The organism is Pseudomonas sp. NFXW11 (assembly GCF_049887815.1).
Taxonomy (GTDB): Bacteria; Pseudomonadota; Gammaproteobacteria; order Pseudomonadales; family Pseudomonadaceae; genus Aquipseudomonas.
The window spans coordinates 63,044-88,004 of the sequence record NZ_JAGEKI010000003.1 but is presented as its reverse complement, the minus strand read 5'-3'; the positions used below and the strand labels follow the sequence as shown (position 1 = coordinate 88,004).

Sequence of the window (24,961 nt, the reverse complement as noted above, 5' to 3'; positions counted from 1 at the left end):
CGGTTGAGCGATCAGGCGGGTATTTAGCCTGATCGCTGTGGATAAGTAAAAAAGCACCGCGTGCGGTGTGGTGTCGCAGTGCCAGCTCAGGCCGGGCTGACGTGCAGCTTCAGGCCCAGCGCCTTCATCACCTTGATGATAGTCGCGAACTCCGGATTGCCCTGGCTGCCCAGGGCCTTGTACAGGCTCTCGCGGCCCAGGCCGGTGTCGCGGGCCACCTGGGTCATGCCGCGGGCACGGGCGATGTCGTTGAGGGCGGCGCGAATCAGCACGCCGTCGCCGTTGTCTTCCTCGAAGCAGGCGTCGAGGTAGGCGACCATCTCCTCCGGAGATTTGAGGTAGTCGGCCGCGTCGAAGCGGGTCACTGGGGTGGTCATGTTTCAGCCCTCGCTCTTGAGGTCTTGGGCCAGTTGCCTGGCCCGTTGGATATCCCGTTGCTGGGTGCTCTTGTCGCCGCCGATCAGCAGCAGGTAGATCACCTTGCCTCGGCGCGAGAAATACACCCGGTAACCGGGGCCACGATGGATGCGCATCTCGTGCAGGCCGCCCCCCAGCGCTGGCAGTCGCCGAAGCGGCCCAACTGCGCGGCCCTGACCCTGGCCACTACCCGGGTCTTTGCCTGAGGGTTTTGCAGGCGGTTCAGCCAGTGGGCGAATTCTGCAGTCTGTTCAAAGATAGGCATGGCGACTGTATTCCTTGGGATACGCACTGGCAAGTCCTGCGCCAGGCGAAAGTCCATGGAACGCTGGCTGGCCGATAGACGGCGAGCCGGCGCTGAGCCTTCACCCAGGAAGCTAAAGCAATGTTTTGCCGCTGGCTGCCAGGGGATTCCCAAGAGCCTGTGAGGCGTGACGACTTTGTCTGTCAGGCGTTTGGCAACTGACCCAGCGCAGCCAGTAACTCGGCCACGCCGACAAAGCTGCGATCGACCTCGGGCAGTTCGGGGCGCTTGAGAATCAGCACCGGAACGCCCCGTTCCCGGGCCACCTCCAGCTTGGGTTCGGTGGCACTGCTGCCGCTGTTCTTGCTGATCAGCACATCGATCTGCCGACGCTCGAACAGGGCGCGTTCGTCCTCGATCAGGAAGGGCCCCCGGGCGCCAATCACTTCGCAACGCGGATTGCCGGGGTAGGAGTCCAGGGCGCGCAGGGTCCAGAACTGTTCGGCGGGGATTTCATCCAGGTGTTGCAAGGGCTCGCGGCCCAGGGTGAACAGCGGCCGCTTGAAGGGTTGCAGGGCCTGCACCAGTTGCGCCCAATCGGCGATTTCGCGCCAGTCATCCCCGGGTTGCGGCTGCCAGGCCGGACGCCGCAGGGCCCAGCAGGGCACGCCGCTGATCTGTGCGGCCTGCGCCGCATTGGCGCTGATCCGGGCTGCGTAAGGGTGGGTGGCATCCAGCAGCAGGCCGATGCGCTGTTCGCGGATAAAGGCCGCCAGCCCCTCGGCCCCGCCATAGCCGCCCACCCGCACCTGGCATGCGAGGTCGCTGGGCACCCGGCCGATGCCGGCCAGGCTGTAGATATGTTGCGGCCCCAGGGTGCGGGCGATGGCCAGGGCCTCGGTGACCCCGCCCAACAGCAGGATACGGGTCATTGCCAGGCTCCGGCGTGGCCGACGATGCCGCCCTGGCGATCGATGGCGAAGACTTCCACCTGGACTTGGGCCGGTACCACGCTGCGGGCAAAATCCAGGGCGTGCCGGCACACCGCGTCGCCCAGGGCCACCCCGGCGGCGCTGGCCATGGCCAGGGCCTGCTGGCTGGTATTGGCCTCGCGGATGGCCTGTTGCAAGGCTGGCTCGGCGCCGATCTCGGCGGCCCATTGCGCCAGTTGCGGCAGGTCGATGCTGGAGTGGCGGCTGTGCAGGTCCATGTGCCCGGCGGCCAGCTTGCTGATCTTGCCGAAGCCGCCGCACAGGCTGAGTTTATCCACAGGCGCCTTGCGCAGATGCTTGAGTACCGCGCCGACAAAGTCGCCCATCTCGATCAGGGCAATTTCCGGCAACTCGTACACCCGGCGCATTGTGTCTTCGCTGGCGTTGCCGGTGCAGGCGGCGATATGCCGGTAGCCGTTGCTCCTGGCGACGTCGATGCCCTGGTGGATCGAGGCGATATAGGCCGCGCAGGAGAAGGGCCGGACGATGCCGCTGGTGCCGAGGATCGACAGCCCGCCGAGAATCCCCAGGCGCGGGTTCATGGTTTTCAGGGCCAGCTCGGCGCCGCCCTGGACATTCACCGTGACCTCGAAGCCACCGCCATAGGCTTGCTCCTCGGCCAGCCGTTGCAGGTGCTCGCCGATCATTCGCCGTGGCACCGGGTTGATTGCCGGCTCGCCCACCGCCAGCACCAGCCCGGGGCGGGTGACGGTGCCCACGCCCTGGCCGGCGACAAAGCGGATGCCCGGCTCAGGGGTCAGGCGCACCTGGGAATAGAGCAGGGCGCCGTGGGTCACGTCGGGGTCGTCGCCGGCATCCTTGAGGGTGCCGGCCTCGGCGCCGTCGCGGGTGCGGCGGCAGAACTCCAGGCGCATCTGCACCTGCTTGCCCTTGGGCAGGACGATATCCACCGCATCGGCGCTGGTACCGCCCAGCAGCAGGCGCGCGGCGGCCAGGCTGGTGGCGGTGGCGCAACTGCCGGTGGTCAGGCCGCTGCGCAGGGGCGTGGGCTGTTCCGCACTTTCCTCACGCATGCCCCACCCCCTGTAGGAGCGAGCTTGCTCGCGAAGGGCGCGATACCTTTAGGCGGGGGGACGCATTCGCGGGCCAGCCCGCTCCTACCGCGCTCATGGCAGCTCCCGTGGCTTGTGCAGTTCCAGCAGGGTGATCGGCAGGGCCTGGCGCCAGGTGTCGAACTCCCCCAGAGGCTGAGCCTGGGCAATATGGATGCGAGTCAGCTCGCCGCCGTGGCGCTCGCGCCAGTCCATCAGGGTCACTTCGCTTTGCAGGGTCACCGCATTGGCCACCAGGCGGCCGCCGGGCTTGAGTTGCTCCCAGCAGCTGTGCAGTACGCCTTCGCGGGTCACGCCGCCGCCGATGAATACCGCATCCGGCGGCTCCAGCCCGACCAGGGCCTGGGGCGCTCGGCCGCGGATCAGTTGCAGGCCGGGCACCCCAAGGGCGTCGCGGTTGTATTCGATCAACTGCTGGCGGCCGTCGTCGGCCTCGATGGCCAGGGCCCGGCAACTGGGGTGGGCACGCATCCACTCGATACCGATGGAGCCGCTGCCGGCGCCGACGTCCCACAGCAGCTCGCCGGGGGTTGGCGCCAGTCGGGCCAGGGTAATGGCGCGGACATCGCGCTTGGTCAGCTGGCCGTCATGGCGAAAGGCCGAATCCGGCAGCCCGGCCAGGCGCGACAGGCGCGGTGTGTCGGCCGCGGCCCGGCAGTCGATGGCCAGCAGGTTGAGGTCGGCCACGGGCGGGTCGTTCCAGTCTGCGGCGCTGCCGTCGAGGCGTCGCTCCAGGGGGCCGCCCAGGTGTTCCAGCACGCTGATGCGGCTGGGGCCGAAACCCCGTTCGCGCAGCAGCTGGGCAATGGCGGCCGGGCTGTGGCGGTCATTGCTCAGCACCAGCAGGCGCAGGCCGTTGAACAGGTGGGCATTGAGCGCGGCGATTGGCCGCGCCACCACCGACAGCGTGAGCACCTCCTGCAGGGCCCAGCCCAGGCGCGCAGCCGCCAGGGAATAGGAGGAAGGCGAGGGCAGCACCTGCACTTCCTCGGCGGGCAATTGCCGGGTCAGGCTGGCACCGACGCCGAACAGCATCGGGTCGCCGCTGGCCAGCACGCACACCGGTGTACCGCGCTGGCCAAGCACTGGTTCCAGGGAGAAGGGGCTGGGCCACAGCTGGCGTTCGCCACGAATGCACGCCGGCAGCAGGTCCAGCTGGCGCTGGCCGCCGACTATCCGCGAAGCGCCCAGCAGGGCGTGACGGGCATTCCTGCCCAGGCCCTTGAAGCCGTCTTCACCGATTCCCACTACCGTCAGCCAGGGCGACATCATTCTTCCTCGAACACAAAAAACGTTGTTCCGTCTGCCAGGCTTTTCATGCCTTCGGACAAAGCAGGCATAATACCGCGCCTTCGCTGACGAAGCGCTTTTCCCACACTGCCGGTCACCCCCTTTGAACCCACGTCCGCTGTCCACTGCCATTCGCCCCTCGGCTTGCCCGGGGTTGTTGCGCATCGTTGCGGCGCTGGACGGCGGTATCTGCCGGATCAAGCTAGCCGGCGGGGTGATCAGCAGCGCCCAGGCGCTGGCGGTGGCCGAGGCGGCCGAGGCCTTTGCCGGTGGGGTGATCGAAGCCACCAACCGCGCCAATCTGCAGATTCGCGGCATCGGGCCTGAGCATCAGGCGCTGATCGAGCGGTTGCTGGCGGCCGGCCTGGGACCGACCACCGCCGCCGGCGACGATGTGCGCAACCTGATGCTCAGCCCCGGCGCCGGCATCGACCGGCAGATGCTGGTCGATACCCGGCCCCTGGCCGGGCAGATACTCGCCACCTTGCAGGGCCACCCACGCTTCCATGAGTTGTCGGCCAAGTTCGCCGTGCAGCTCGATGGCGGCGAAGCCCTGGCCATGCTCGAACACCATCACGACCTGTGGCTGTCGGCCCTTGAGCGCGACGGGCAGTTGCTGCTGGCCTTCGGCCTGGCCGGCAGCCCTGTGGATAAACCTTTGGCGGCAGTGCCCCAGGCGCAGGGCCATGAACTGCTGGTGGCGGTGCTGGAACTGTTCCTCGATCTGGCCACGCCCGAGCAGACGCGCATGCGCCATTTGCTGGCGCAGGTGCCGGTGGCGGATTTTCTCGCACAACTGCGCTCGCGCCTGAGTGGCCCCTTACTGACGGTCGATGACTGGCAGCGTCCACTCGCGGCACCTGGCCTGCACCTGGGCACTTATCCACAGCGCCAGGCCGGGCGGGTCTATGTCGGCGCGGTGGCGCCCCTCGGGCGTCTCGATCCGGCCATGCTCAAAGGCGCCGCGCAACTGGCCCGGCAGTATGGCGATGGCAGCCTAAGGTTCACGCCCTGGCAGAGCCTGTTGCTGCCCGAGATTGCCCCGGCCGACGCGCCCTTGGTGAGCGCCGCCCTGAGCCAGCTGGGCCTGCTGTGCAGCCCGCAACAGGCCCTGGCCCACCTCACGGCTTGCACCGGCTCTAGCGGTTGCGCCAAGGCCCAGGCCGATACCAAGGCCGATGCGCTGCAACTGGCGGCGCGGCTCCAGGCCCGCCAGCAGACGGCAGCGGTGCACCTGTCCGGCTGCCCGCGCTCCTGCGCCGCCGCCCAGGTGGCACCGGCCACCCTGCTGGCGGTGGCCCCGGGGCGCTATGACATGTATTTGCGCGATGCAGCGCAGCCGGGTTTCGGCGCGCTGCACGCCTGCAACCTTTCTATAGAAGCGGCGCACGCCTTGCTCGATGCCCGCCAACGGAGCCCCCTTGATGATTGACTACATCCGCGACGGTCAGGAGATCTATCGCAACTCCTTCGCCATCATCCGCGAAGAAGCCCGGCTGGAGCGCATTCCGGCCGACCTGGAGAAACTCGCGGTGCGGGTGATCCATGCCTGCGGCATGGTCGAGGCCATCGACGGCCTGCAGTTTTCCGAGGGGGCCGGCAAGGCCGGGCGCGAGGCCCTGGCGGCCGGTGCGCCGATTCTCTGCGATGCGCGGATGGTTTCCGAAGGCATCACCCGGGCCCGCCTGCCGGCCAACAACCAGGTGATCTGCACCTTGCGCGACGAGCGCGTGCCGGAGCTGGCCCGGGAGCTGGGCAACACCCGCTCGGCGGCGGCCCTGGAGCTGTGGCGCCCGCACCTGGAAGGCAGCGTGGTGGTGATCGGCAATGCCCCCACCGCCTTGTTCTACCTGCTGGAAATGCTCGATGCCGGCGCGCCGAAACCGGCGTTGATCCTCGGTTTCCCGGTGGGCTTTGTCGGCGCAGCCGAATCCAAGGCGATGCTCGCCGCCGACAGCCGCGGGGTGCCCTTCGTGATCATGCAGGGTCGCCTGGGCGGTAGCGCCATGGCCGCCGCCGCGGTCAACGCCCTGGCCACGGAGATCGAATGATGCAGCAACCTGGACGTTTGATCGGCCTTGGCGTGGGCCCTGGTGACCCCGAGCTGATTACCCTCAAGGCCCTGCGCCTGCTGCGCGAGTCGCCAGTGGTGGCCTATTTCGTGGCCAAGGGCAAGAAGGGCAATGCCTTCGGCATCATCGAGGCGCACCTGCAACAGGCCCAGACCCTGCTGCCCCTGGTGTACCCGGTCACCACCGAGGTGCTGCCGGCGCCGCTGTCCTATGAGCAAGTGATCAGCGATTTCTACGACAGCGCCAGCCAGGAGCTGGCGCTGCACCTGGATGCCGGCCGCGATGTGGCGGTGATCTGCGAAGGCGACCCGTTCTTCTACGGCTCCTACATGTACCTGCACGACCGCCTGGCCGAGCGCTACCAGGCCGAAGTGGTGCCGGGGGTGTGCTCGATGCTGGGCGGCGCCTCGGTGCTGGGTGCGCCGTTGGTGTATCGCAACCAGAGCCTGTCGGTGCTCTCCGGCGTGCTGCCCCATGAAGAACTCAAGCGGCGCCTGGCGGATGCCGATGCGGCGGTGGTGATGAAGCTGGGGCGCAACTTCCCCAAGGTGCGCCAGGTTCTGGAGGAGCTGGGGCTGGCAGAGCGTGCGCTGTATGTCGAGCGCGCCACCATGGCCAACCAGAAGATCGTGCCCTTGCATGAGGTGGAGCCGATGTCTTCGCCGTACTTCTCCTTGATCATCGTTCCCGGCGAAAGGTGGCAAGGCTGATGGCCCGCTCGAATCCGGCCATCGTCATCCTCGGCCAAGGCAGCCTCGACACCGCACGGCAGATCCAGCGCCTCTACCCCGATGCGTTGATTCATGGCCTGGCCGAGCGAGTCGAAGGCGCCGACCGCAGTTACCACGAGTTTGGCGCGACGCTGCGCCAGCTCTATCAACAGGACACGCCGATCATCGCCCTGTGCGCCGCCGGCATCGTGATCCGCACCCTGGCGCCGTTGCTGCTGGAGAAGGGCGCCGAGCCGCCGGTGCTGGCGGTGGCCGAGGACGGCAGCGCCGTGGTGCCGCTGCTCGGTGGCTTGGGTGGGGTCAATGTGATGGCCCGGGAAATCGCCGCCGGCCTGGGGGTGGCTGCCGCCATTACCACCAGTGGCGAACTGCGTTTCGGCACCTGCCTGCTGAACCCGCCCAGCGGTTATGCCCTGGGCGACCTGGAGCTGGGCAAGCGTTTTGTCTCCGACCTGCTGGGGGGCGAAAGCGTGCGCATCGAAGGTGCTGCGTCCTGGCTGAGCGATGCCAAGTTGCCCGAGAATGCCCAGGCGCGCCTGACCATTAGGGTCGGCTCGGCCGAGCGCGAGCCGGCGGCCAACGAGCTGCTGATCTACCCCCGCAGCGTCCTGGTGGCCTGCGCTGGCATTCGCCCTGATGACGCCGACGACTCCAGCCTGGCCGAGCGCATCCGCCAGGCCCTGCACCAGGCGCGAATCGCCGTGCAATCCCTGGCCTGCCTGTTGGCCGCCGACAGCGAGATGGCCGACCGCAGCCTGCATCAGGCGGCTGCCGAACTGGGGGTGCCACTGCGCTTCGCCCCGGCGGCAGCCAGCGTGGTCGAGCTGGCACAGCAAGCGGTACCGCAGTTGCTGCCGCCCATTGCCGTGGGCGACGCGCTGGCGATTGCCGTGGCCAGCCAGCCCCTGGACCCGGAACAGATAGGCCGCCCTCGCGGGCGCCTGGCGGTGATCGGCCTCGGCCCTGGTGCCGCCGAGCTGATGGTGCCGGCGGTGAAAGCCGAACTGGCTCGGGCCCAGGACATCCTCGGCTACGAAACCTATGTGCGCATGGCCGGCCCGTTCCGCGCCGACCAGGTGCTGCACTGCACCGACAACCGCGAAGAAATGCAGCGCGCCCGCCATGCTTTCGAACTGGCGGCCCAAGGTCGTTCGGTGGTGGTGGTGTCGTCCGGCGACCCGGGTGTGTTCGCCATGGCCGCCGCGGTGCTCGAAGCCCTGCATGAATCCAGCGAGCCGAGCTGGCAGCGGGTGGAGCTGGAGATTCTTCCCGGGGTTTCCGCTTCCCTGGCCACTGCGGCCCAGGCCGGCGCTCCACTCGGGCACGACTTCTGCGTGCTGTCGCTGTCGGACAACCTCAAGCCCTGGGACATCATCGAGAAGCGCCTGGACCTGGCCTCCCAGGCCGACCTGGCCCTGGCCTTCTACAACCCCATCTCCCGCTCCCGACCCTGGCAATTGGGCCGGGCCCTGGAGATCGTGCGCCAGCACCGCACGCCGCAAACCCCGGTGGTATTGGGGCGGGATATCGGCCGCCCGGGCCAGACCCTGCGGGTGACTACCCTGGGCGAACTGACCCCGGAACAAGTGGATATGCGCACCATGGTACTGGTGGGTTCCTCCACCACCTGCGTCTTCCCCCGGGCGGAGGGCGGCGAGTGGGTCTACACGCCGCGCTGGTACTAGAGGGGGCAGCGGCAAGCTGCGAGCTTTGAGCGGCAAGCTGAAAACTTGCGGCTTGGAGCTTAGTGCAACACTTTGCCGGTTGTTCCTGTCGCGGGGCCTGGCCATAGTGTGCCGGTCGCCGACGCATCGGCGGCCGATCTTAGCCGGTCGGAAAGCGAATCTATGACGGCATGAGCGCCATCAATTACTATGCTGGCGCTTTTTGCTGCATGGCCTTCTTCTATGGCGGCTGTGCGCGGGACACCTTTTGGTGTGCCGGGTTTTCATAGGTTGCACCCGGTCGGCTAACCCTCGTACAGCTGCCACCCATTGTTTAGCCGCAGCGGGTGGTGGTCTTGCACCTATGGAGATGCACCGATGACAGATTTCATTCCGCTACAAAGCAATCTTACTCCCACCCCGGTTTACCACCTGGACCGCAATGCCCCGGCAGCGGATCTGCATGGCGGTGCGCTGCAACGCATCAAGGCTTCGCGTGATCTGCTGCATAGCCTGGATTGCCTGCGTCTTGAAGGGGTCAATGAGCGTGACCTGCAGCACTTCGTCCATGCTGCCCACCTGCTGTTGCAGGATGGCTGCGATGCGCTGGATGCCTTGCAATGGCGGCTTGAGGCCTGAGGCGGCTCGATAGAACCGGGCTCTTGGCCCCCATTGAGCCGGCTCCTGCAACTTGTCGCTTGGAGCTTGTCGCTTAGGGCTGCAAATACCAGGTGATGAACTCGAAGAAGCTGGCCCATCTGGCGGGAATGCGCCCGGCGATAAAAGCCTCCCTGTCGCCCAGGTCGAAATCCCAGACGCCGCCGCTGTCCTTGTCCAGCAAGTAGCCGCCTTCGCCCTGCAATGAGGTGAAGGCGATAAAGTTCTGCGGCAGCTCCCACACGTCATGAATGAACTCGGTGCCCACAAGGATTTCCTCGCTGGGCTCGGCGATATCCATCAGCACTTCGTAGCTCGCTCGGCTTTCGAAGTCGGCGGGGTGGCAGGCCAGGTAGATCTGTGCGAATTCGCTGTCCAGGGCAATGCCCAATGTGGCCAGCGCTCGGGTGACCTCGGCGGTGTCGGGCCCCGGGCGGAAGCGGGGCTGGGCTTCGATCAGGGCGATCAACTGCGGGGGAATCATGGGCGGTCCTTGCTGATGTGTGGCCATTTGTCCAGGGGCAGGCAGCCCTGCTGCTGGGCGAAGTGTTCCCGGGCCTGGCCCAGGGTTTTGTGGTTGGGCCCGCTCAGCACGTCCAGCGCCTGGCTGCCGTCGTCTTCCCAATGGCACAGGTCGCAGATCTCGTATTCGCCCCGTGCGCCCAGGGTCAGGTAGCCGCAGCAGGGGCAGGCCAGTCGGGTTTCCAGTGGGCCTTCGACCGGCTGGCGTGGGTGGCCGGCTTCGGCCAGGCAGCGGCTCAGGTAGAGGTTGCTGACGCCAAGGTAGGCGCCGCGCAGGCTGACCAGGATCAGCGCGTCGTAACGCGGGTCCTGGGCATTTTCCGGAGGCTCCCGGGTCTGGATTTCCTCCCCCAGGCTGGCCGTGAGGGTGGCGAATTCCGGGTCTTCGGGGCCCAGGCTCCAGACGTTCAGCAGATGATCGGCGCGTTGTTGCGCCGAGAGTGCGAGCAGTTGGTGCCGGCTCAGGCGGTCGATGGCCGCGAGGCGAGTCAGTGGCTTCATGGGGCGCTGTTCTGCAAGGGGCTCAACAGGCTGGCCAGGCCAGGGTCAGCTGGTCCGGTCGCTGGATGGGAATGCATAGGCTGACCCCGCTGGTGGATTGGGCATGAAGATCTCGGTCGCGGATTTGCACCTGGGCGAAGGGGTTGGTTTCCCGCAGCACCAGCAACCAGACCAAGCGCTGTGAATCCTTGTCCAGCAACGCCAGGAAACCATCGCCGCCGTGGGCTGCGCATTCACCGCCCAGGGCCTGCCAGGGCTGCGGGCCGGGGGCGGAACAGGCCAGGGTGGCCAGGCCTTCGCAGGCTTCTGCCTGCGGGTGATCCAGGGCCGGAAGCCACACCTTGTCTTGCAGTTGGCTGGCCCCGCAGGGCAGCTCGAACAGGCAGTAGAAACCACTGCCCAGGACCAGGGTGTTTTCCCGCGGGTAGGCTTCGTCCAGCCATTGCTGCTGGATAAAGGCCATGTCGGCGCTGTAGGGCATGAGCATTCCGTTGCTTGGGTGGCAGGCTAGGGCACCAGGTAGCCGCGTACCCCGGTGAAGATGATCTGCGCCGCCAGGGCACAGACGAACAGCCCCATCAGGCGGCTGACTATCTGCAAGCCCTGGTCGCCGAGGATACGTTCGATGCGGTTGGACAGGTACAGCACCACGCCCACCGTGAGGCTGGCCAGGGCGATGCTGAGGATGGCGGTGAGCTTGTCGTCCCAGTGCGGCTGGCTGACCCCCATCACCAGCAGGGCGCCGATGGTACCGGGGCCCACGGTCAGGGGAATGGTCAGCGGCACTATGGTCACGTCCTGCTGCACGTTGTCGGTCTGCACCGCCGACTTGCCCTGGGCCATGCCCAGGGCGGAGATGAACAGCACGCTGCCGGCGCCGATGCGGAAGGCGTCCACGGTGATGCCGAACACGCCGAAGATCACCCGCCCGAACAGGTACAACAGCACGCTGGAGACCAGGGTCGCCAGGGCGACTTTCCAGGCCAGGCGCCGGCGCTCCTTGGTGGAATAACCTCGGGTCAGGCTGATGAAGCACGAGAGGACGAAGAACGGGCTATAGAGCACCAGCATCTTCAGGTAAACGCTGAACAGCACGTGGAGCATGGTGGAAGCTCACGACTAGGGAGGGCGAGGCAGAGTTTAACAGGCGCCGCCGGGGCTGTCGGCTTAACTGGTGTGCGCGGCGCTGCGCTCGCGCAAGTCGCGCTGGGTGACCCAGTGTTCCACCAGTTCGCGCAGCTGCGAGAGCTCCACCGGCTTGGCCATGTGCCCGTCCATGCCGGCCTGGCGCGCGCGCTCCTTGTGCTCGGCGAGGATGTGCGCGGTCAGGGCCACCACCGGGGTGCGTATACGCTGGTTACCGACTTCCCAGGCGCGCAGTTGCTGGGTCGCGGAGAAGCCGTCGAGCACCGGCATCTCGCAGTCCATCAGCACCAGGTCGTAGCGCTGGGCCTTCATGGCTTGCAGGGCTTCCTCGCCGTTGCTGGCGGTGTCGGGTTGCAGGTTGAGCTTGCCCAGCATGCCGCGGATGACCTTGGTGGAGATGCTGTTGTCTTCGGCCACCAGGATGCGGAAGTCGCTGGGCACGGTGATCGCTGCCGGAACCTGCGGGGTATTGAGCGGCAGGTTGTAGGGGGCGGCAGGGGCCTTGTCGCGCTGGTTGAGTTCGTCGGCCAGGGTGGTCTTGAGGGTGTAGCCGGCCACCGGCTTGGCGAGGATCCGCTTGATCCCGGCATTGCGCGCAATCACCTTGCTCGGCGCGTTGCTGATGCCGGTGAGCATGATCAGCAGGATGTCGTGGTTCAGGCTCGGGTCTTCCTTGATCTTCGCCGCCAGTTGCATGCCGGTCATGCCGGGCATGTTCTGGTCCAGTAGCACCACGTCGAAGTAGTCCCGCAGGTGCGCCTTGGTGCGCAGCAGGGCCAGGGCTTCCTTGCCCGAAGGCACGGCGCTGACATTCAGGCCCCAGGCGCTGCACTGCTGCACCAGCACCTTGCGGCAGGTGTCGTTGTCGTCCACCACCAGCACCCGGGCGCCCTGCAGCGGGCTGTCGAGGTCGGCGGTGGGGTGCTCCAGGCGTTCGCTGTCCAGCGGCAGGGTCAGCCACAGGGTGCTGCCTTGCTGGCCACCGCTCTTGATGCCGAACTCACCGTGCATCAGCAGGATCAACTGACGGGCGATCACCAGCCCGAGGTTGCCTCCCAGGCGGGTGGTGGCGAGGAAGTTCTTGCTGTGCAGTTCGGTGTGCAGCAGGGCGTCGCGTTCCTCGGCGTCCATGGGCTGGCCGCTGTCCTGCACGGCGATGCGCAGGCGCGGCTTGCTGCTGCGTTCGTCAAGGGCGACGACAATCAGCACTTCGCCTTCGTCGGTCTTCTTCAGGGCATTTTCCAAGAGGCTCAGCAGGGCCTGGCGCAGGCGCGTGGGGTCGCCGCTGATGACTCGCGGCACCTGGGGCTGGATAAAGCTGATGAGCTCGACGTTCTGCTGTTCGGCCTTGGCCCGGAAGATGCTCAGGCAGTCCTCGATCAGGGCGTTGAGGTCGAACTGCACGTCGTCCAGCTCGATCTGCCCGGACTCCAGCTTGGAGATGTCGAGAATCTCGTTGATCAGGGTCAGCAGCTCGTTGCCGGCGCTGTGGATGGTTTGCACATAGTCGCGCTGCTTCACCGACAGCGGGGTGCCCAGCAGCAGTTCGGTCATGCCCAGCACGCCATTCATCGGGGTGCGGATCTCATGGCTGATCTTGGCCAGGAACTCGGCCTTGGCATTGACCTCGGCGGTGCTGGCGGCCAGGTCGCGGCTGACGCTGAAGCGGTTTTCGGTGATGTTGCGCTGGCGCTCGCCCAGGGCCACGCTCATCAGCAGGCCAGCGATGCAGATCACGCTCATCAGGGTCACGATCAGCCCCTGCGGCGCCACCAGGGTCAGGCCCAGCAGGGCTGGAAGTATCACCAGGGTGCCGAGGTTGAAGATCACCATGGCGGCGACAAACAGCCGCGCCGGGCGATAGCCCTTGTGCCAGTGGTAGCCACCGACGAACAGCATGCTCAGGCCGGCCAGGGCCACCAGGCCGTAGGTGATGATGTTCAGCGGCAGGGTGCTGACAAACAGCAGCAGCAGGCCGAACAGGCCGATCAGCAGGATATTGCCCAGCAGCAGGCGGTTCAGCGGATGCTCGCCCAGCGGCGCGAAGAAGCGGTAGGCGAACATCATGCCGCAGGGTGCGGTCAGCAGCAGGGCCACGTAGGCGCCCGGGGTTTGCCAGGCCTGCCAGTCGGGCAGCCAGGGCCCGAACAGGTTCAGCAGCATCAGCAGGCTGAGGGTCAGCAGGCTCTCGCAAGCCGCCAGCCACAGGCTGCTGCGCGAACGGGTGTAGGCGAAGCGGGTGAGGTTGTGCAGGATCAGCATCGCCAGGCAGCCGAACAGCAGGCCGTAGATCAGCGTCTGGCTCTGGTCGGCGGCGCTGGTCACCGCTGCTTGCAGGGTGATGAAGGGGCGCAGTTCGTGCTCCGACACCAGGCGCACATAGACCTCCAGCGGCTTGGCGCTTTGCGGCAGTGGCAGCATGAAGTCGCTGCTGGGCAGGGGCCTTTCCGCTTGCGGCTGGCTGGAGCCTGTGTTGACTTGCTCGATCAGCTGGTCGCCGTCGAGCACGTAGAGATTCAGTTGGGACAGATCGGGGGCGAAGATCCGCAGGATCTGTTCATGGGTTCCGGGCTGGAGCTTGAAGCGCAGCCACAGGGCACCATCGGGTTCGGCGGCGGTCAGCTTGTCCAGTTCGGTGGGGCTGAACTGGTTGCTGTAGCGCGGGGAGCGGATGTCGCTCAGTTGCAGGTCGGCCTGTTCGTCGAGCAATACTGCCCAGCCACTGCCTTGAGCGGCCAGGGCCGGATTCAAGCAGAGCAGGGTCAGCAAGGTGACGGTGAAGCCTAGGGCGATCCTGAGCCAGCGCACGGCGAAATCCCTTCGTTGGTTGATGCCTGATTATAACTATGCGCGGCGCAATGACCGCACGGCAAGGGCGCCAGGCCCTTGCCGGGGTCCATGACGGCGTTACTCCTGACCACGCTCACGGGCGATGGCACGGTAGCCGATGTCCTTGCGGTAGAAGCAGCCGGACCAGTCGATCTCGGCCGCCAGGCGGTAGGCCTGCTGCTGGGCTGCATCGACGCTGGCGCCCATGGCGGTGGCGCAGAGCACGCGGCCGCCGGCGGTCACTACCTGGCCGTCCTTGAGCGCGGTGCCGGCATGGAACACCTTGCCTTCCAGCGCGGCGGCGGCGTCCAGGCCGGTGATGGCCGCGCCCTTGGCGTAGTCACCAGGATAGCCGCCGGCGGCCAGCACGATACCCAGGCTCGGACGTGGGTCCCATTGTGCTTCGACCTTGTCCAGGGCCTGGGCCAGGGCGGCTTCCACCAGCAGCACCAGGCTCGATTGCAGGCGCAGCATCACCGGCTGGGTTTCCGGATCGCCGAAGCGGCAGTTGAACTCGATGACTTTCGGGTTGCCGGCCTTGTCGATCATCAGGCCCGCGTAGAGGAAACCGGTGTAGACGTTGCCTTCCTCGGCCATGCCGCGCACGGTGGGCCAGATCACCTGGTCCATCACCCGCTGGTGGACATCGGCGGTGACCACTGGCGCTGGGGAGTAGGCGCCCATGCCCCCGGTATTGGGGCCAGTGTCGCCGTCGCCGACGCGCTTGTGGTCCTGGCTGGTGGCCATGGGCAGCACGTTCTTGCCGTCGACCATGACGATGAAGCTGGCTTCTTCGCCGTCGAGGAATTCCTCGATCACCACGCGCGAACCGGCGTCACCGAAGGCATTGCCGGCGAGCATGTCGCGCACGGCTTCCTCGGCTTCAGCCAGGGTCATGGCAACGATCACGCCCTTGCCGGCAGCCAGGCCGTCGGCCTTGATCACGATCGGCGCGCCTTTTTCCCGCAGGTAGGCCAGGGCCGGCTCGATCTCGGTGAAGTTCTGGTAGTCGGCGGTAGGGATCTTGTGCCGGGCGAGGAAATCCTTGGTGAAGGCTTTCGAGCCTTCCAGCTGCGCGGCACCGGCGGTGGGGCCGAAGCAGTCCAGGCCACGGGAGCGGAACAGGTCGACCACACCGGCCACCAGCGGCACTTCCGGGCCGACGATGGTCAGGGACACATTCTTCTCGGCGAAATCCGCCAGCTGTTCCAGGGCCAGCACGTCGATGGCGACGTTCTCGCACTTGGCCTCGATGGCGGTGCCGGCGTTGCCGGGGGCGACGAATACTTTTTCGACCCGTGGGTCCTGAGCGACTTTCCAGGCCAGGGCGTGTTCACGACCGCCGCTACCAATGATCAAAACGTTCAAGTCAGACTCCTTCGGAGGAAGCTACAAGCCGCAAGCTGCAAGTGAAGAGCAATTCCAATCGCCCTGCCGTGCTGCGTGCGGCTCTGAAAAAGGAAGGCTGCAAGGACCAGGCAAGAGCAACTTTGCTTGGCTCTGACTTGTCGCTTGCAGCTTGAAGCATGCGGCTGCTGTTAGTGGCGGAAGTGGCGCATGCCCGTAAAGACCATGGCAATGCCGGCTTCGTCGGCTGCGGCAATCACTTCGGCATCACGCATCGAGCCGCCTGGCTGGATCACCGCGGTGATACCGACCTTGGCGGCGTTGTCCAGGCCGTCGCGGAACGGGAAGAACGCGTCGGAGGCCATCACCGAACCGGCGACTTGCAAACCAGCGTGCTCGGCCTTGATGGCGGCGATCCGCGCCGAGTTCACGCGGCTCATCTGGCCGGCGCCGACACCGATGGTCTGGCGGTTCTTGGCGTAGACGATGGCGTTGGACTTGACGTATTTGGCGACTTTCCAGGCGAAGATCAGGTCGTTGATCTCTTGCTCGGTCGGGGCGCGCTTGGTCACCACTTTCAGGTCGTCGGCACTGATCATGCCGATATCCCGGCTCTGTACCAGCAGGCCGCCGTTGACCCGCTTGTAGTCCCAGGCCGCAGCGCGGTCAGCCGACCATTCGCCACAGGCCAGCAGACGCACGTTGGCCTTGGCGGCAACAATGGCGCGGGCTTCTTCGCTGACGCTCGGGGCAATGATCACTTCGACGAACTGACGCTCGACGATGGCCTTGGCGGTGGCTGCATCCAGCTCGCGGTTGAAGGCGATGATGCCGCCGAAGGCCGATTCGGTATCGGTGGCGTAGGCCAGTTCGTAGGCCTGGCGGATGCCGCCTTCAGCGTCCGGGCTCACGGCCACGCCGCACGGGTTGGCGTGCTTGACGATGACGCAGGCCGGCTTGACGAAGCTCTTCACGCACTCCAGCGCGGCGTCGGTGTCGGCCACGTTGTTGTAGGACAGCTCCTTGCCTTGCAGCTGGGTGGCGGTGGCGATGCCGACTTCGGCAGGCTTGGCTTCCACGTAGAACGCCGCGCTCTGGTGCGGGTTCTCGCCGTAGCGCATTTCCTGGGCCTTGATGAACTGGCTGTTGAAGGTGCGCGGGAATTCGCTGCGCTCTTCGGTGGACAGGGTGTCCTTGGCCTGGTCGATGGTGCCCATGTAGTTGGCGATCATGCCGTCGTAGGCGGCGGTGTGTTCGAACGCCTTGAGCATCAGGTCGAAGCGCTGGGCGTAGGTCAGGCCACCAGCCTTGAGGCTTTCCAGGACGCCGGCGTAGTCGCTGGCATTGACCACGATGGCCACGTCCTTATGGTTCTTGGCCGCCGAGCGAACCATGGTCGGGCCGCCGATGTCGATGTTCTCGATGGCCGTTGGCAGGTCGCAACCCGGCTTGGAAATGGTGGCCTCGAAGGGGTAGAGGTTGACCGCTACCAGGTCGATCGGCTTGATCCCGTGCTCGTTCATGATGGCGTCGTCGATACCGCGACGACCGAGGATGCCGCCGTGGATTTTCGGATGCAGGGTCTTCACCCGGCCGTCCATCATTTCCGCGAAACCGGTGTAATCCGCGACTTCCACTGCGGACACGCCGTTGTCCTGCAGCAGTTTGAAGGTCCCGCCGGTGGAGAGGATCTCCACGCCCAGGGCTTCCAGCTCCTTGGCGAATTCGAGGATCCCGGTCTTGTCGGAAACACTGATCAAGGCGCGGCGGATCGGCAGGCGGGTAGTCTGGTCGGTCATCTCAATTTCCATCACAAAGCAAAGGAGTCAGCAAAAAAGGCGACCGTTTTTTACGCGGGCGCCTTTCTGGTTTGATTGAATGCTTACAGCAAATCGTACTGCTTGAGTTTCTTGCGCAGGGTGCCGCGGTTCAGACCCAGGAGTTCGCTGGCCTTGGTCTGGTTGCCCTTGACGTAGTTCATCACGCTTTCGAGCAACGGAGCCTCGACTTCGGAGAGCACCAGGTTGTACACGTCCGTGACGGCAGCGCCCTCAAGGTGGGCGAAATAATTGTGCAGCGCCTTCTCGACACTCCCGCGAAGGGTCTGGCCTTCTTCGCTGGGGGTATTGAGGTGCTGTTTCAAATTCACGTTGTCGCTCACGGGTGTTGTTCCACTCACTAAAGTCTCGGTCATCATCGTCATGCGGCCACCCCCTCTCCGTCCCCTGTTTCCAGGCTCTTGTAACGTCCTGCGAGGAACTCACGGACGTTGGCGCATTGTGCTTCCCTATCTTCCAAACGATTGAAGTGGGCGCGAAACTCCCTGGCGCCCGGCAGGGTTGCCAGGTACCAGCCCACATGCTTGCGCGCAATGCGTACGCCCATGACATCCCCATAGAAGGCATGCAGCGCGGCCAGGTGCTCCAGCAGAATACGTTCCACTTCGAACAGATCAGGTGCCGGGAGGGTTTCACCGGTGCGCAGAAAATGTTCGATCTCACGAAAAATCCATGGCCGCCCCTGGGCGGCCCGGCCGATCAACAGCCCGTCGACCCCGGTGGCGTGCAGCACCTGCCGGGCTTTCTGGGGCGAGTCGATGTCGCCGTTGGCAAATACCGGTATCGACACTGCCTGCTTGATCGCGGCAATGGTGTCGTACTCGGCTTCGCCGGTGTACAGGTCGGCCCGGGTCCGACCGTGGACCGCCAGTGCCGTGATGCCCGCCTGTTCGGCGATTTTCGCCACCGTCAGGCCATTCTTGTTCTGCCGGTCCCAGCCGGTGCGGATCTTCAGGGTGACGGGTACATCCACCGCGGCCACCACCGCCTGGAGAATCTCTTCGACCAGGGCTTCGTCTTTCAGCAACGCGGAACCGGCGGCCTTGTTGCAGACCTTCTTCGCCGGGCATCCCATGTTGATATCAATAATCTGTGCGCCCAACTCGACGTTGGCGCGGGCGGCGTCCGCCAGCATCTGTGCATCGCCACCGGCAATCTGTACCGAGCGTGGCTCGGGATCGCCTTCGTGGATCATGCGCAACCGCGATTTGCGGCTGTTCCACAAGCTCATGTCGCTGGTGACCATTTCCGAGACTACAAGGCCCGCGCCCAATTGCCGGCAAAGCTGACGAAAGGGCTGGTCGGTGACGCCCGCCATGGGGGCGAGAATCAAGCCGTTGTGCAATGTATATGGGCCGATGCGTACCGCCGACATAGGACTTCCCTGTTGTGGGGCCGGATCATGAGAGTTCGAAAAAGGGTTGGCATGATACCCGCTCTCGATGACTGGATAAAGGCTGAATTGGATAAAATCTGAACAGCTATTGCGTTATCGCTCTGGGATCGGCCTTGGCGATAGCGTCATAAATCTGTCGTAAATCCGCAGTCGCGGATCAACGGGACAGCCGCGTCACTCGGGCGAGTGGAAACTCAGACTGTAGTTCACGGCTTTCGGCCCGGGGTCGAGAATATCCAGGGCGATATGGATCGGGGTCTGCGGCGGCATGTCCGCGACGTCCTGCATTTCACCGCCCAGGTATTCCCCGGGTTTGAAGCTGCGGCTGGCGATCAGGTGACCGTTGAGGTCGGCAAAACGCAGCTCCAGCAGCGGGAAGGGTTGGGAGAAGGGCGCGCGGTTGTAGATGATGGCGTCCACCACCAGCGCACCGCTGAATTCCGGGTGGCTGCGCACCACCAGGTTGCTGCTCTTGATCCGGGCGATGTCCACCCGGGACGGCACCGTGCAGCCGAGTTCCGGGCACAGTTGCTGGAACCAGGGGCGGTACTGGTCCTGGCGCGCCAGTTCTTCGAAGTGATAGGCGACGTATTGTCCCACCAGGCCGCCGGCGGCCAGCAGAATCAGCAGCAGCCAGAGCAGGCGCCGGCCCCAGGGCGAACGGCGTTTCTGCCAGTCGAGGTGGATCGGGTCGTCTACCAGGTCCAGCAGGACATCTTCCTGGACCCCGGGCTCGCTGCGCTCACGGCGCTTCTTGCCCGGCGCGGCGGTTGACGGCTGGTCAGGATGCTCGTGGTCCGCAGGGGTGTGGGCAGTGAAGGGCTCCAGGTCGTCGTCCTGGCTCAGCTTCGGAGCCTTGGGCTCGTCATCCAGGTCCGCCAGGTTGAACGACAGCGAGGGTTCGGTGCGGCTCGGGCGCTGCGCCTCGGCGTCGGCAGGTTCCTTGGTCGGTTCGGGCTTGAGCGTTGCCGGCTCGGGTTCATCCTGTTCCGCGGCGCTGCCGAACAGGCCGTCGGGCCATTGCCCGTCGTCGGCATCCTTCAGGTCGCGGCGGGCGCTGAGGCCGTCGTCCTTGTGTTCCCGTTCCTGGCCAAAGGTCTTGGTCGGTTGAATCTCTCGTTGTTCGAGCTTGGCCAGTTCTTCGTCGAGGTCCAGGGCATCCAGGTCCATTTCCGCGGCGGACCATTGTTTCTGGCTGATGGCGCGTTGTGGCTCGGGCGCTGCGGCCAGCACTGCCGATGCCGGCGGCGCTGATGGTTGCGGAATGCTCTGCGCCGGGCTGGCGCTGGGCCGGGTGGCGCTCTTGGCCGCGTTTTCCTTGGCCGCGCGCTGCTCGAGCAACTGGCGGGCGGCATTGAACACCTGCAAGCAGGAGCCACAGCGCACCACGCCGCGGGCCACGCTCAATTGAGCGTGGCTGACACGGAAGCGGGTCTGGCAGTGCGGGCACTGGGTGACGAAGCTGTCGGTCATGCGGCCATCCGGATTATGCAGGCGGCCATTCTAGCGCCGACGGCCGGTGATGCGCACCCAGCCATCGAGGGTGGCGATCGGGTCCAGATCGAAGTCCTGGGCATAAGCCGCGGCCACTTCTTCGCCCTGTTCGGCGAGGATGCCGGACAGCGCCAGGCGCCCGCCAGACTTCACCAGGCCCGACAGTTGCGGGGCCAGGGACACCAGCGGGCCGGCAAGGATGTTGGCCACCAGCACATCGGCCTGCACCTGGGGTAGTTGCTCAGGCAGGTACAGCGGGAACAGTTCGTCGGCAATGCCGTTGCGTCCGGCGTTGTCGCGAGAGGCTTCCAGGGCCTGCACATCGATATCGGTGCCCACGGCCTGCTTGGCGCCCAGCAGCAGGGCGGCAATGGCGAGGATTCCCGAGCCGCAGCCGAAGTCCAGCACGTTGCAGTCTTTCAGCTCCTGGCCGTCCAGCCATTCCAGGCACAGGGCGGTGGTCGGGTGGGTGCCGGTGCCGAAGGCCAGGCCCGGATCGAGCAGCAGGTTGACTGCGTCCGGTTCGGGCGCGGCGTGCCAGCTGGGAACGATCCACAGGCGCTGGCCGAAGCGCATCGGCTGGAAGTTGTCCATCCAGCTGCGCTCCCAATCCTGGTCCTCGATCACTTCGCTGTGGTGTTCGGGCAGCGGGCTGCCGGTCAACAGTTCCATATGGGCGAGCACGCTGGCGGCTTCGGTGCCGCCTTCGAACAGGGCCAGCAGATGGGTGTGGGACCAGAGCGGGGTGGTGTTGAGTTCGGGTTCGAAGATCGGCTGATCCTCGGCGTCCATGAAGGTCACCGATACGGCGCCGACTTCAAGGAATGCGTCTTCATAGGTTTCGGCTTGTTCTGGGCTGATGGCGAGACGGACTTGCAGCCAAGGCATGGCGGGCACCTTTGAAAAAATGTGTTGTGCAGCCTAGCGGGCCGCGAGAAGCGCGCAAGTTTACGCGAGACGCCCCTTGGGAGCGAGGGGGATGCCTATTGCTGGGTCGCGATGGTGGTTGATCGGGGAGTGGCCGCTGCGCGGTTCGCGAGCAAGCTCGCTCCTACAGGGTGGCGGGGGAGGGTATTGCAGAAATGCCAAGGCCGCTCGAAAGCGGCCTTGGCGGTGTGGCGAGTGCCGATCAGTGTTGCTCGGCCAGCTTGTGCTCGAGGTAGTGAATGTTCACCCCCCCTTTGCAGAAGCCTTCGTCACGGGTCAGGTCGCGGTGCAGCGGGATATTGGTCTTGATCCCGTCGACCACGATCTCGTCCAGCGCATTGCGCATGCGCGCCATGGCTTCGTCACGGGTGGCCCCGTAGGTGATCAGCTTGCCGATCAGCGAGTCGTAGTTCGGTGGAACCGCGTAACCGCTGTACAGGTGCGAGTCGACACGCACGCCGTTGCCGCCCGGGGCATGGAAATGCTTGACCGTGCCTGGGCTTGGCATGAAGGTTTTCGGGTCTTCGGCGTTGATCCGGCATTCCAGCGCGTGGCCGCGGATCACCACGTCGTCCTGGGTGAACGACAGCTTGTTGCCAGCGGCAATGCTGAGCATTTCCTTGACGATGTCGATACCGGTGACCATCTCCGATACCGGGTGCTCTACCTGCACGCGAGTGTTCATCTCGATGAAGTAGAAGCGGCCGTTCTCGTAGAGGAACTCGAAGGTGCCGGCGCCACGGTAGCCGATGTCGATGCAGGCCTTGACGCAGCGAGCGAAGACTTCCTGGCGCGCAGTCTCGTCGATGCCCGGTGCCGGTGCTTCTTCGAGGACCTTCTGGTGCCGGCGCTGCAGCGAGCAGTCGCGGTCGCCCAGGTGGATGGCGTTGCCCTGGCCGTCGGACAGTACCTGGACTTCCACGTGACGTGGGTTGGTCAGGAACTTCTCCAGGTAGACCATCGGGTTGCCGAACGCCGCGCCGGCTTCGGAGCGGGTCAGTTTCGCCGAGGCGATCAGGTCTTCTTCCTTGTGCACCACGCGCATGCCGCGACCACCACCGCCACCGGCAGCCTTGATGATCACCGGGTAGCCGACTTCACGGCCGATGCGCAGGGCGGTTTCCTCGTCTTCCGGCAGCGGGCCGTCGGAACCTGGAACCGTTGGTACACCGGCAGCGATCATGGCGTGCTTGGCCGATACCTTGTCGCCCATCAGGCGGATGGTTTCGGCTTTCGGGCCAATGAAGGCGAAGCCGGAGTTTTCCACCTGTTCGGCGAAGTCGGCGTTTTCCGCGAGGAAGCCGTAGCCAGGGTGGATCGCCGTGGCGCCAGTGACTTCAGCAGCGGCGATGATGGCCGGGATGTGCAGGTAGGACTGCGCGGCTTGCGCAGGGCCGATGCATACGGATTCGTCTGCCAGGCCCAGGTGCATCAGCTCCTTGTCGGCCTTGGAATAGACGGCGACGGTCTTGATCCCCATTTCCTTGCAGGCACGCAGGATCCGCAGGGCGATTTCGCCGCGGTTGGCGATCAGGACTTTTTCCAACTTCGCAGGCTTCAACATCAAAGACTCTCCGCAGTTCAAACGATGGTGAACAGCGGTTGGTCGTACTCAACCGGCTGGCCGTCTTCGACAAGGATGGATTCGATCACACCGCTGGTTTCAGCTTCGATGTGGTTCATCATCTTCATCGCTTCGACGATGCACAGGGTGTCGCCTTTCTTCACGCTCTGGCCAACTTCAACGAAGGCTGGCGAGCTTGGCGAAGACTTGCGGTAGAAGGTGCCGACCATTGGCGAGCGAGCCACGGTGCCGTTCAGCGCAGGGGCGGCCGGGGCAGCAGGAGCGGCGGCGGCAGGCGCGGCAGCAGCGGCGGGTGCAGCCACTGGCGCGGCAACCGGAGCTGGAGCGTAGTACTGCTGGGCTGGAGTCTTGCTGTGGCGGCTAATGCGCACGGACTCTTCGCCTTCCTTGATCTCCAGCTCGTCGATGCCGGACTCTTCCAGCAGTTCGATCAGTTTCTTGACTTTACGGATATCCATTAATCATCAACTCCCAGGGGTCGTTCAGGGGCGTTTAGCTTGTTGTTCAAGCTGCTCTAGTGCGGCCTCCAGGGCCAAGCGGTAACCGCTGGCGCCAAGGCCGCAGATCACTCCAACCGCTACATCGGAAAAGTAGGAGTGATGGCGGAAAGCTTCGCGTTTATGCACGTTGGACAAATGCACTTCGATGAATGGGATGCTCACCGCCAGCAGCGCGTCACGTAAAGCGACACTTGTATGTGTAAAAGCTGCTGGATTGATCAGGATGAAGTCCACGCCTTCATCGCGAGCGGCATGGATGCGCTCGATCAATTCGTACTCGGCATTGCTCTGCAGGTATTGCAGATGATGCCCGGCGGCACGGGCCCTTTGCTCCAGATCCTGGTTGATCTGGGCCAGGGTGGTGGCGCCGTAGACCCCCGGTTCACGGGTGCCGAGCAGGTTCAGGTTGGGGCCATGCAGCACCAGTAGGGTGGCCATCGGTGGTTCCTTGGTGGTCGGGGGGCTGTTGTCAGAACCCGGCGACTATGCCGGAAAGCCTTTGTGACTGTCCAGTTCCCGGCAATAGCCAGCACGATGACCGATGTTTGCGCAAAATATATGACCGGCTGATTAAAATCGGTCACTTGCCCGGAGGATCGGCGCGTACCGCTCCTGGTGTGCATCTTGGCGAATTTCAACGCTGTTGCAGCCTGCGGCTGCCGAGTTGGGTTCAGACGCGGAAGGCCTGTACTGCAGTGTGCAATTGGCCGCCAAGATCCAGCAGGTTCTCGCCTTGGGCTCGGCCCTGGCCGATGCGCAATAGATTGTCGCCGCCCAACTGGTGGATGCGTTCGCTGTGGTCGCGGATCTCGCTGACCGCACCGCTCTGCTGGGCGGTGACATCGGCGATGCGTACCGCGGTGTCGGCGATGGTCTGGATGGCCCCGACTATTTCATCCAGGGCACCGTCGGCGGCCTGGGCCTGGCTGGCGGTGGCCTCGGCATGCTCGACCTGGGCGCGCATGCCTTGCACCGATTGCTGCGCGGCGGATTGCAGGCCGGCGATCAGGGTCTGGATTTCTGCCGTGGCGCCGGCGGTGCGCTGGGCCAGGGAGCGCACTTCTTCGGCCACCACGGCAAAACCGCGGCCCATTTCTCCGGCCCGGGCAGCCTCGATGGCGGCATTCAGGGCCAGCAGGTTGGTCTGGTCGGCGATAGAGCGAATCACCGTCAGCACCCCGCCGATGGTGGCGGACTCCTGGGCCAGGTGCTCGATCATCTGCGCGTTGCCCTGGACTTCCCCTACAAGCGCGTGCAATCCGGTGAGGCTCAGGCCTATCACTTTCTGCCCCTGCTGCACCGCCAGCCCGGCACTGCGGCTGGCATCGGCGGCCTGGCTGGCGTCGCCGGCCACTTGCTGGATGGTGGCTTCCAGTTCGCCCAGGGCATCGCGGATCTGCGCGGTATCGCCGGCCTGGCGCTCGGCACCGCTGTGCAGGCCGCTGCTGAGGTCGGCCAGGGTGCGGCTGCTGCCGGCCACCTGTTCGGCGTTCTGGCGGATGGTGTCCACCAGATCCACCAGGTAAGCCCGCAGGCGATTCAGGGATGCTTCGATGGCGTGCAACTCATGATTGGTCTTGCCCAGCTCGATCGGCCGGCTGAAGTCGCCTTCGGCCCAGGTCGAGAGCGCGGGGGCCAGGTTGGTCAGGACCCGGGCCAGCTTGCGTTGCAGGCTGTCGATTACCAGGGCGATCAGCAGGATCAGGCCGATCATCAGCCCTTGCATCAGGCGTACT

The 24,961-nt window shown here is 65.3% G+C and carries 24 protein-coding genes and 1 pseudogene; 5 read left to right on the top strand and 20 right to left on the bottom strand.

What is annotated here, in order from left to right; all coding sequences use genetic code 11:
• Positions 1–86 precede the first annotated feature (86 nt).
• The 5 genes and pseudogenes from J4P02_RS06195 to cbiE form a co-directional block, all read right to left on the bottom strand.
• Entirely contained in the window at positions 87–377 is a 291-nt protein-coding gene (locus J4P02_RS06195; RefSeq protein WP_426188701.1) for an addiction module antidote protein, read from the bottom strand.
• A gap of 3 nt (positions 378–380) precedes the next feature.
• A pseudogene (locus J4P02_RS06190) lies at positions 381–682 on the bottom strand (type II toxin-antitoxin system RelE/ParE family toxin).
• A gap of 182 nt (positions 683–864) precedes the next feature.
• A complete protein-coding gene (locus J4P02_RS06185) occupies positions 865–1,593 on the bottom strand; it encodes a cobalt-precorrin-6A reductase (protein WP_426188700.1) in 729 nt (242 codons plus the stop codon).
• Positions 1,590–2,687 (bottom strand): cobalt-precorrin-5B (C(1))-methyltransferase, encoded by a 1,098-nt coding sequence (locus J4P02_RS06180; protein ID WP_426188699.1) that lies wholly within the window; start codon positions 2,685–2,687, stop codon positions 1,590–1,592. Before J4P02_RS06180 ends, J4P02_RS06185 begins: the two co-directional genes overlap by 4 nt.
• A gap of 93 nt (positions 2,688–2,780) precedes the next feature.
• Complete coding sequence (gene cbiE / locus J4P02_RS06175; RefSeq protein ID WP_426188698.1) at positions 2,781–3,995, bottom strand: precorrin-6y C5,15-methyltransferase (decarboxylating) subunit CbiE; 1,215 nt, start codon at positions 3,993–3,995, stop codon at positions 2,781–2,783.
• A gap of 139 nt (positions 3,996–4,134) precedes the next feature.
• Here cbiE and cobG point away from each other — a divergent pair, with 139 nt between their 5' ends.
• The 5 genes from cobG (at position 4,135) to J4P02_RS06150 (ending at position 9,122) form a co-directional block, all read left to right on the top strand.
• On the top strand, positions 4,135–5,448 hold the full coding sequence (cobG, locus tag J4P02_RS06170; protein WP_426189004.1) for a precorrin-3B synthase: 1,314 nt from the start codon (positions 4,135–4,137) through the stop codon (positions 5,446–5,448).
• A complete protein-coding gene (locus tag J4P02_RS06165; RefSeq protein WP_426188697.1) occupies positions 5,441–6,067 on the top strand; it encodes a precorrin-8X methylmutase in 627 nt (208 codons plus the stop codon). Before cobG ends, J4P02_RS06165 begins: the two co-directional genes overlap by 8 nt.
• Positions 6,067–6,798: a precorrin-2 C(20)-methyltransferase gene (locus J4P02_RS06160; RefSeq protein ID WP_426189003.1), complete on the top strand. Its 732-nt coding sequence runs from the start codon at positions 6,067–6,069 to the stop codon at positions 6,796–6,798. Before J4P02_RS06165 ends, J4P02_RS06160 begins: the two co-directional genes overlap by 1 nt.
• Positions 6,798–8,504 (top strand): precorrin-3B C(17)-methyltransferase, encoded by a 1,707-nt coding sequence (gene cobJ, locus J4P02_RS06155; RefSeq protein WP_426188696.1) that lies wholly within the window; start codon positions 6,798–6,800, stop codon positions 8,502–8,504. Before J4P02_RS06160 ends, cobJ begins: the two co-directional genes overlap by 1 nt.
• A gap of 357 nt (positions 8,505–8,861) precedes the next feature.
• Entirely contained in the window at positions 8,862–9,122 is a 261-nt protein-coding gene (locus J4P02_RS06150; RefSeq protein WP_426188695.1) for a hypothetical protein, read from the top strand.
• 73 nt (positions 9,123–9,195) lie between these two features.
• On the opposite strand, the gene J4P02_RS06145 is transcribed toward J4P02_RS06150, so the two are convergent.
• The 15 genes from J4P02_RS06145 to J4P02_RS06075 all read right to left on the bottom strand — a co-directional run bounded on the left by J4P02_RS06145 (position 9,196) and on the right by J4P02_RS06075 (position 24,939).
• The gene (locus tag J4P02_RS06145; RefSeq protein WP_426188694.1) at positions 9,196–9,624 is read right to left on the bottom strand and encodes an SMI1/KNR4 family protein; all 429 of its coding nucleotides are present in this window, start codon (positions 9,622–9,624) and stop codon (positions 9,196–9,198) included.
• Entirely contained in the window at positions 9,621–10,163 is a 543-nt protein-coding gene (locus J4P02_RS06140; RefSeq protein ID WP_426188693.1) for a CPCC family cysteine-rich protein, read from the bottom strand. Before J4P02_RS06140 ends, J4P02_RS06145 begins: the two co-directional genes overlap by 4 nt.
• Before the next feature lie 22 nt (positions 10,164–10,185).
• The gene (locus J4P02_RS06135) at positions 10,186–10,644 is read right to left on the bottom strand and encodes a hypothetical protein (protein ID WP_426188692.1); all 459 of its coding nucleotides are present in this window, start codon (positions 10,642–10,644) and stop codon (positions 10,186–10,188) included.
• A gap of 26 nt (positions 10,645–10,670) precedes the next feature.
• The gene (locus J4P02_RS06130; RefSeq protein ID WP_426188691.1) at positions 10,671–11,267 is read right to left on the bottom strand and encodes a MarC family protein; all 597 of its coding nucleotides are present in this window, start codon (positions 11,265–11,267) and stop codon (positions 10,671–10,673) included.
• Between the two features lie 63 nt (positions 11,268–11,330).
• A complete protein-coding gene (locus J4P02_RS06125; RefSeq protein WP_426188690.1) occupies positions 11,331–14,117 on the bottom strand; it encodes a response regulator in 2,787 nt (928 codons plus the stop codon).
• Positions 14,118–14,216: 99 nt separating this feature from the next.
• A complete protein-coding gene (purD, locus tag J4P02_RS06120) occupies positions 14,217–15,506 on the bottom strand; it encodes a phosphoribosylamine--glycine ligase (RefSeq protein ID WP_426188689.1) in 1,290 nt (429 codons plus the stop codon).
• 170 nt (positions 15,507–15,676) lie between these two features.
• Positions 15,677–17,284 carry a bifunctional phosphoribosylaminoimidazolecarboxamide formyltransferase/IMP cyclohydrolase gene (gene purH / locus J4P02_RS06115; RefSeq protein ID WP_426188688.1) on the bottom strand — a complete coding sequence of 536 codons (1,608 nt, stop codon included), beginning with the start codon at positions 17,282–17,284 and terminating at the stop codon, positions 15,677–15,679.
• 83 nt (positions 17,285–17,367) lie between these two features.
• On the bottom strand, positions 17,368–17,688 hold the full coding sequence (fis, locus tag J4P02_RS06110) for a DNA-binding transcriptional regulator Fis (RefSeq protein ID WP_003186237.1): 321 nt from the start codon (positions 17,686–17,688) through the stop codon (positions 17,368–17,370).
• The gene (gene dusB, locus J4P02_RS06105; protein ID WP_426188687.1) at positions 17,685–18,698 is read right to left on the bottom strand and encodes a tRNA dihydrouridine synthase DusB; all 1,014 of its coding nucleotides are present in this window, start codon (positions 18,696–18,698) and stop codon (positions 17,685–17,687) included. The genes fis and dusB overlap by 4 nt, the downstream gene beginning before the upstream one ends.
• 195 nt (positions 18,699–18,893) lie before the next feature.
• Positions 18,894–20,192: a DUF3426 domain-containing protein gene (locus J4P02_RS06100; RefSeq protein WP_426188686.1), complete on the bottom strand. Its 1,299-nt coding sequence runs from the start codon at positions 20,190–20,192 to the stop codon at positions 18,894–18,896.
• A gap of 30 nt (positions 20,193–20,222) precedes the next feature.
• Positions 20,223–21,101 carry a 50S ribosomal protein L11 methyltransferase gene (prmA, locus tag J4P02_RS06095; protein ID WP_426188685.1) on the bottom strand — a complete coding sequence of 293 codons (879 nt, stop codon included), beginning with the start codon at positions 21,099–21,101 and terminating at the stop codon, positions 20,223–20,225.
• Between the two features lie 241 nt (positions 21,102–21,342).
• A complete protein-coding gene (gene accC / locus J4P02_RS06090) occupies positions 21,343–22,704 on the bottom strand; it encodes an acetyl-CoA carboxylase biotin carboxylase subunit (RefSeq protein WP_015633996.1) in 1,362 nt (453 codons plus the stop codon).
• A 17-nt stretch (positions 22,705–22,721) separates the two neighbouring features.
• Positions 22,722–23,183, bottom strand: coding sequence for an acetyl-CoA carboxylase biotin carboxyl carrier protein (gene accB, locus J4P02_RS06085; protein ID WP_426188684.1), 462 nt, complete (start codon positions 23,181–23,183; stop codon positions 22,722–22,724).
• 24 nt (positions 23,184–23,207) lie between these two features.
• Positions 23,208–23,663: a type II 3-dehydroquinate dehydratase gene (gene aroQ / locus J4P02_RS06080; protein WP_426188683.1), complete on the bottom strand. Its 456-nt coding sequence runs from the start codon at positions 23,661–23,663 to the stop codon at positions 23,208–23,210.
• 232 nt (positions 23,664–23,895) lie between these two features.
• Entirely contained in the window at positions 23,896–24,939 is a 1,044-nt protein-coding gene (locus J4P02_RS06075; protein WP_426189002.1) for a methyl-accepting chemotaxis protein, read from the bottom strand.
• Positions 24,940–24,961 lie beyond the last annotated feature (22 nt).

What these genes read in the sequence shown, in the direction of transcription:
- J4P02_RS06195 (WP_426188701.1), bottom strand. Translation starts at nt 377, where the DNA reads ATGACCACCCCAGTGACCCGCTTCGACGCGGCCGACTACCTCAAATCT.
- J4P02_RS06185 (WP_426188700.1), bottom strand. Translation starts at nt 1,593, where the DNA reads ATGACCCGTATCCTGCTGTTGGGCGGGGTCACCGAGGCCCTGGCCATC.
- J4P02_RS06180 (WP_426188699.1), bottom strand. Translation starts at nt 2,687, where the DNA reads ATGCGTGAGGAAAGTGCGGAACAGCCCACGCCCCTGCGCAGCGGCCTG.
- cbiE (WP_426188698.1), bottom strand. Translation starts at nt 3,995, where the DNA reads ATGTCGCCCTGGCTGACGGTAGTGGGAATCGGTGAAGACGGCTTCAAG.
- J4P02_RS06165 (WP_426188697.1), top strand. Translation starts at nt 5,441, where the DNA reads ATGATTGACTACATCCGCGACGGTCAGGAGATCTATCGCAACTCCTTC.
- J4P02_RS06160 (WP_426189003.1), top strand. Translation starts at nt 6,067, where the DNA reads ATGCAGCAACCTGGACGTTTGATCGGCCTTGGCGTGGGCCCTGGTGAC.
- cobJ (WP_426188696.1), top strand. Translation starts at nt 6,798, where the DNA reads ATGGCCCGCTCGAATCCGGCCATCGTCATCCTCGGCCAAGGCAGCCTC.
- J4P02_RS06150 (WP_426188695.1), top strand. Translation starts at nt 8,862, where the DNA reads ATGACAGATTTCATTCCGCTACAAAGCAATCTTACTCCCACCCCGGTT.
- J4P02_RS06145 (WP_426188694.1), bottom strand. Translation starts at nt 9,624, where the DNA reads ATGATTCCCCCGCAGTTGATCGCCCTGATCGAAGCCCAGCCCCGCTTC.
- J4P02_RS06140 (WP_426188693.1), bottom strand. Translation starts at nt 10,163, where the DNA reads ATGAAGCCACTGACTCGCCTCGCGGCCATCGACCGCCTGAGCCGGCAC.
- J4P02_RS06135 (WP_426188692.1), bottom strand. Translation starts at nt 10,644, where the DNA reads ATGCCCTACAGCGCCGACATGGCCTTTATCCAGCAGCAATGGCTGGAC.
- J4P02_RS06130 (WP_426188691.1), bottom strand. Translation starts at nt 11,267, where the DNA reads ATGCTCCACGTGCTGTTCAGCGTTTACCTGAAGATGCTGGTGCTCTAT.
- purH (WP_426188688.1), bottom strand. Translation starts at nt 17,284, where the DNA reads ATGACCGACCAGACTACCCGCCTGCCGATCCGCCGCGCCTTGATCAGT.
- fis (WP_003186237.1), bottom strand. Translation starts at nt 17,688, where the DNA reads ATGACGATGATGACCGAGACTTTAGTGAGTGGAACAACACCCGTGAGC.
- dusB (WP_426188687.1), bottom strand. Translation starts at nt 18,698, where the DNA reads ATGTCGGCGGTACGCATCGGCCCATATACATTGCACAACGGCTTGATT.
- J4P02_RS06100 (WP_426188686.1), bottom strand. Translation starts at nt 20,192, where the DNA reads ATGACCGACAGCTTCGTCACCCAGTGCCCGCACTGCCAGACCCGCTTC.
- prmA (WP_426188685.1), bottom strand. Translation starts at nt 21,101, where the DNA reads ATGCCTTGGCTGCAAGTCCGTCTCGCCATCAGCCCAGAACAAGCCGAA.
- accC (WP_015633996.1), bottom strand. Translation starts at nt 22,704, where the DNA reads ATGTTGAAGCCTGCGAAGTTGGAAAAAGTCCTGATCGCCAACCGCGGC.
- accB (WP_426188684.1), bottom strand. Translation starts at nt 23,183, where the DNA reads ATGGATATCCGTAAAGTCAAGAAACTGATCGAACTGCTGGAAGAGTCC.
- aroQ (WP_426188683.1), bottom strand. Translation starts at nt 23,663, where the DNA reads ATGGCCACCCTACTGGTGCTGCATGGCCCCAACCTGAACCTGCTCGGC.
- J4P02_RS06075 (WP_426189002.1), bottom strand. Translation starts at nt 24,939, where the DNA reads ATGATCGGCCTGATCCTGCTGATCGCCCTGGTAATCGACAGCCTGCAA.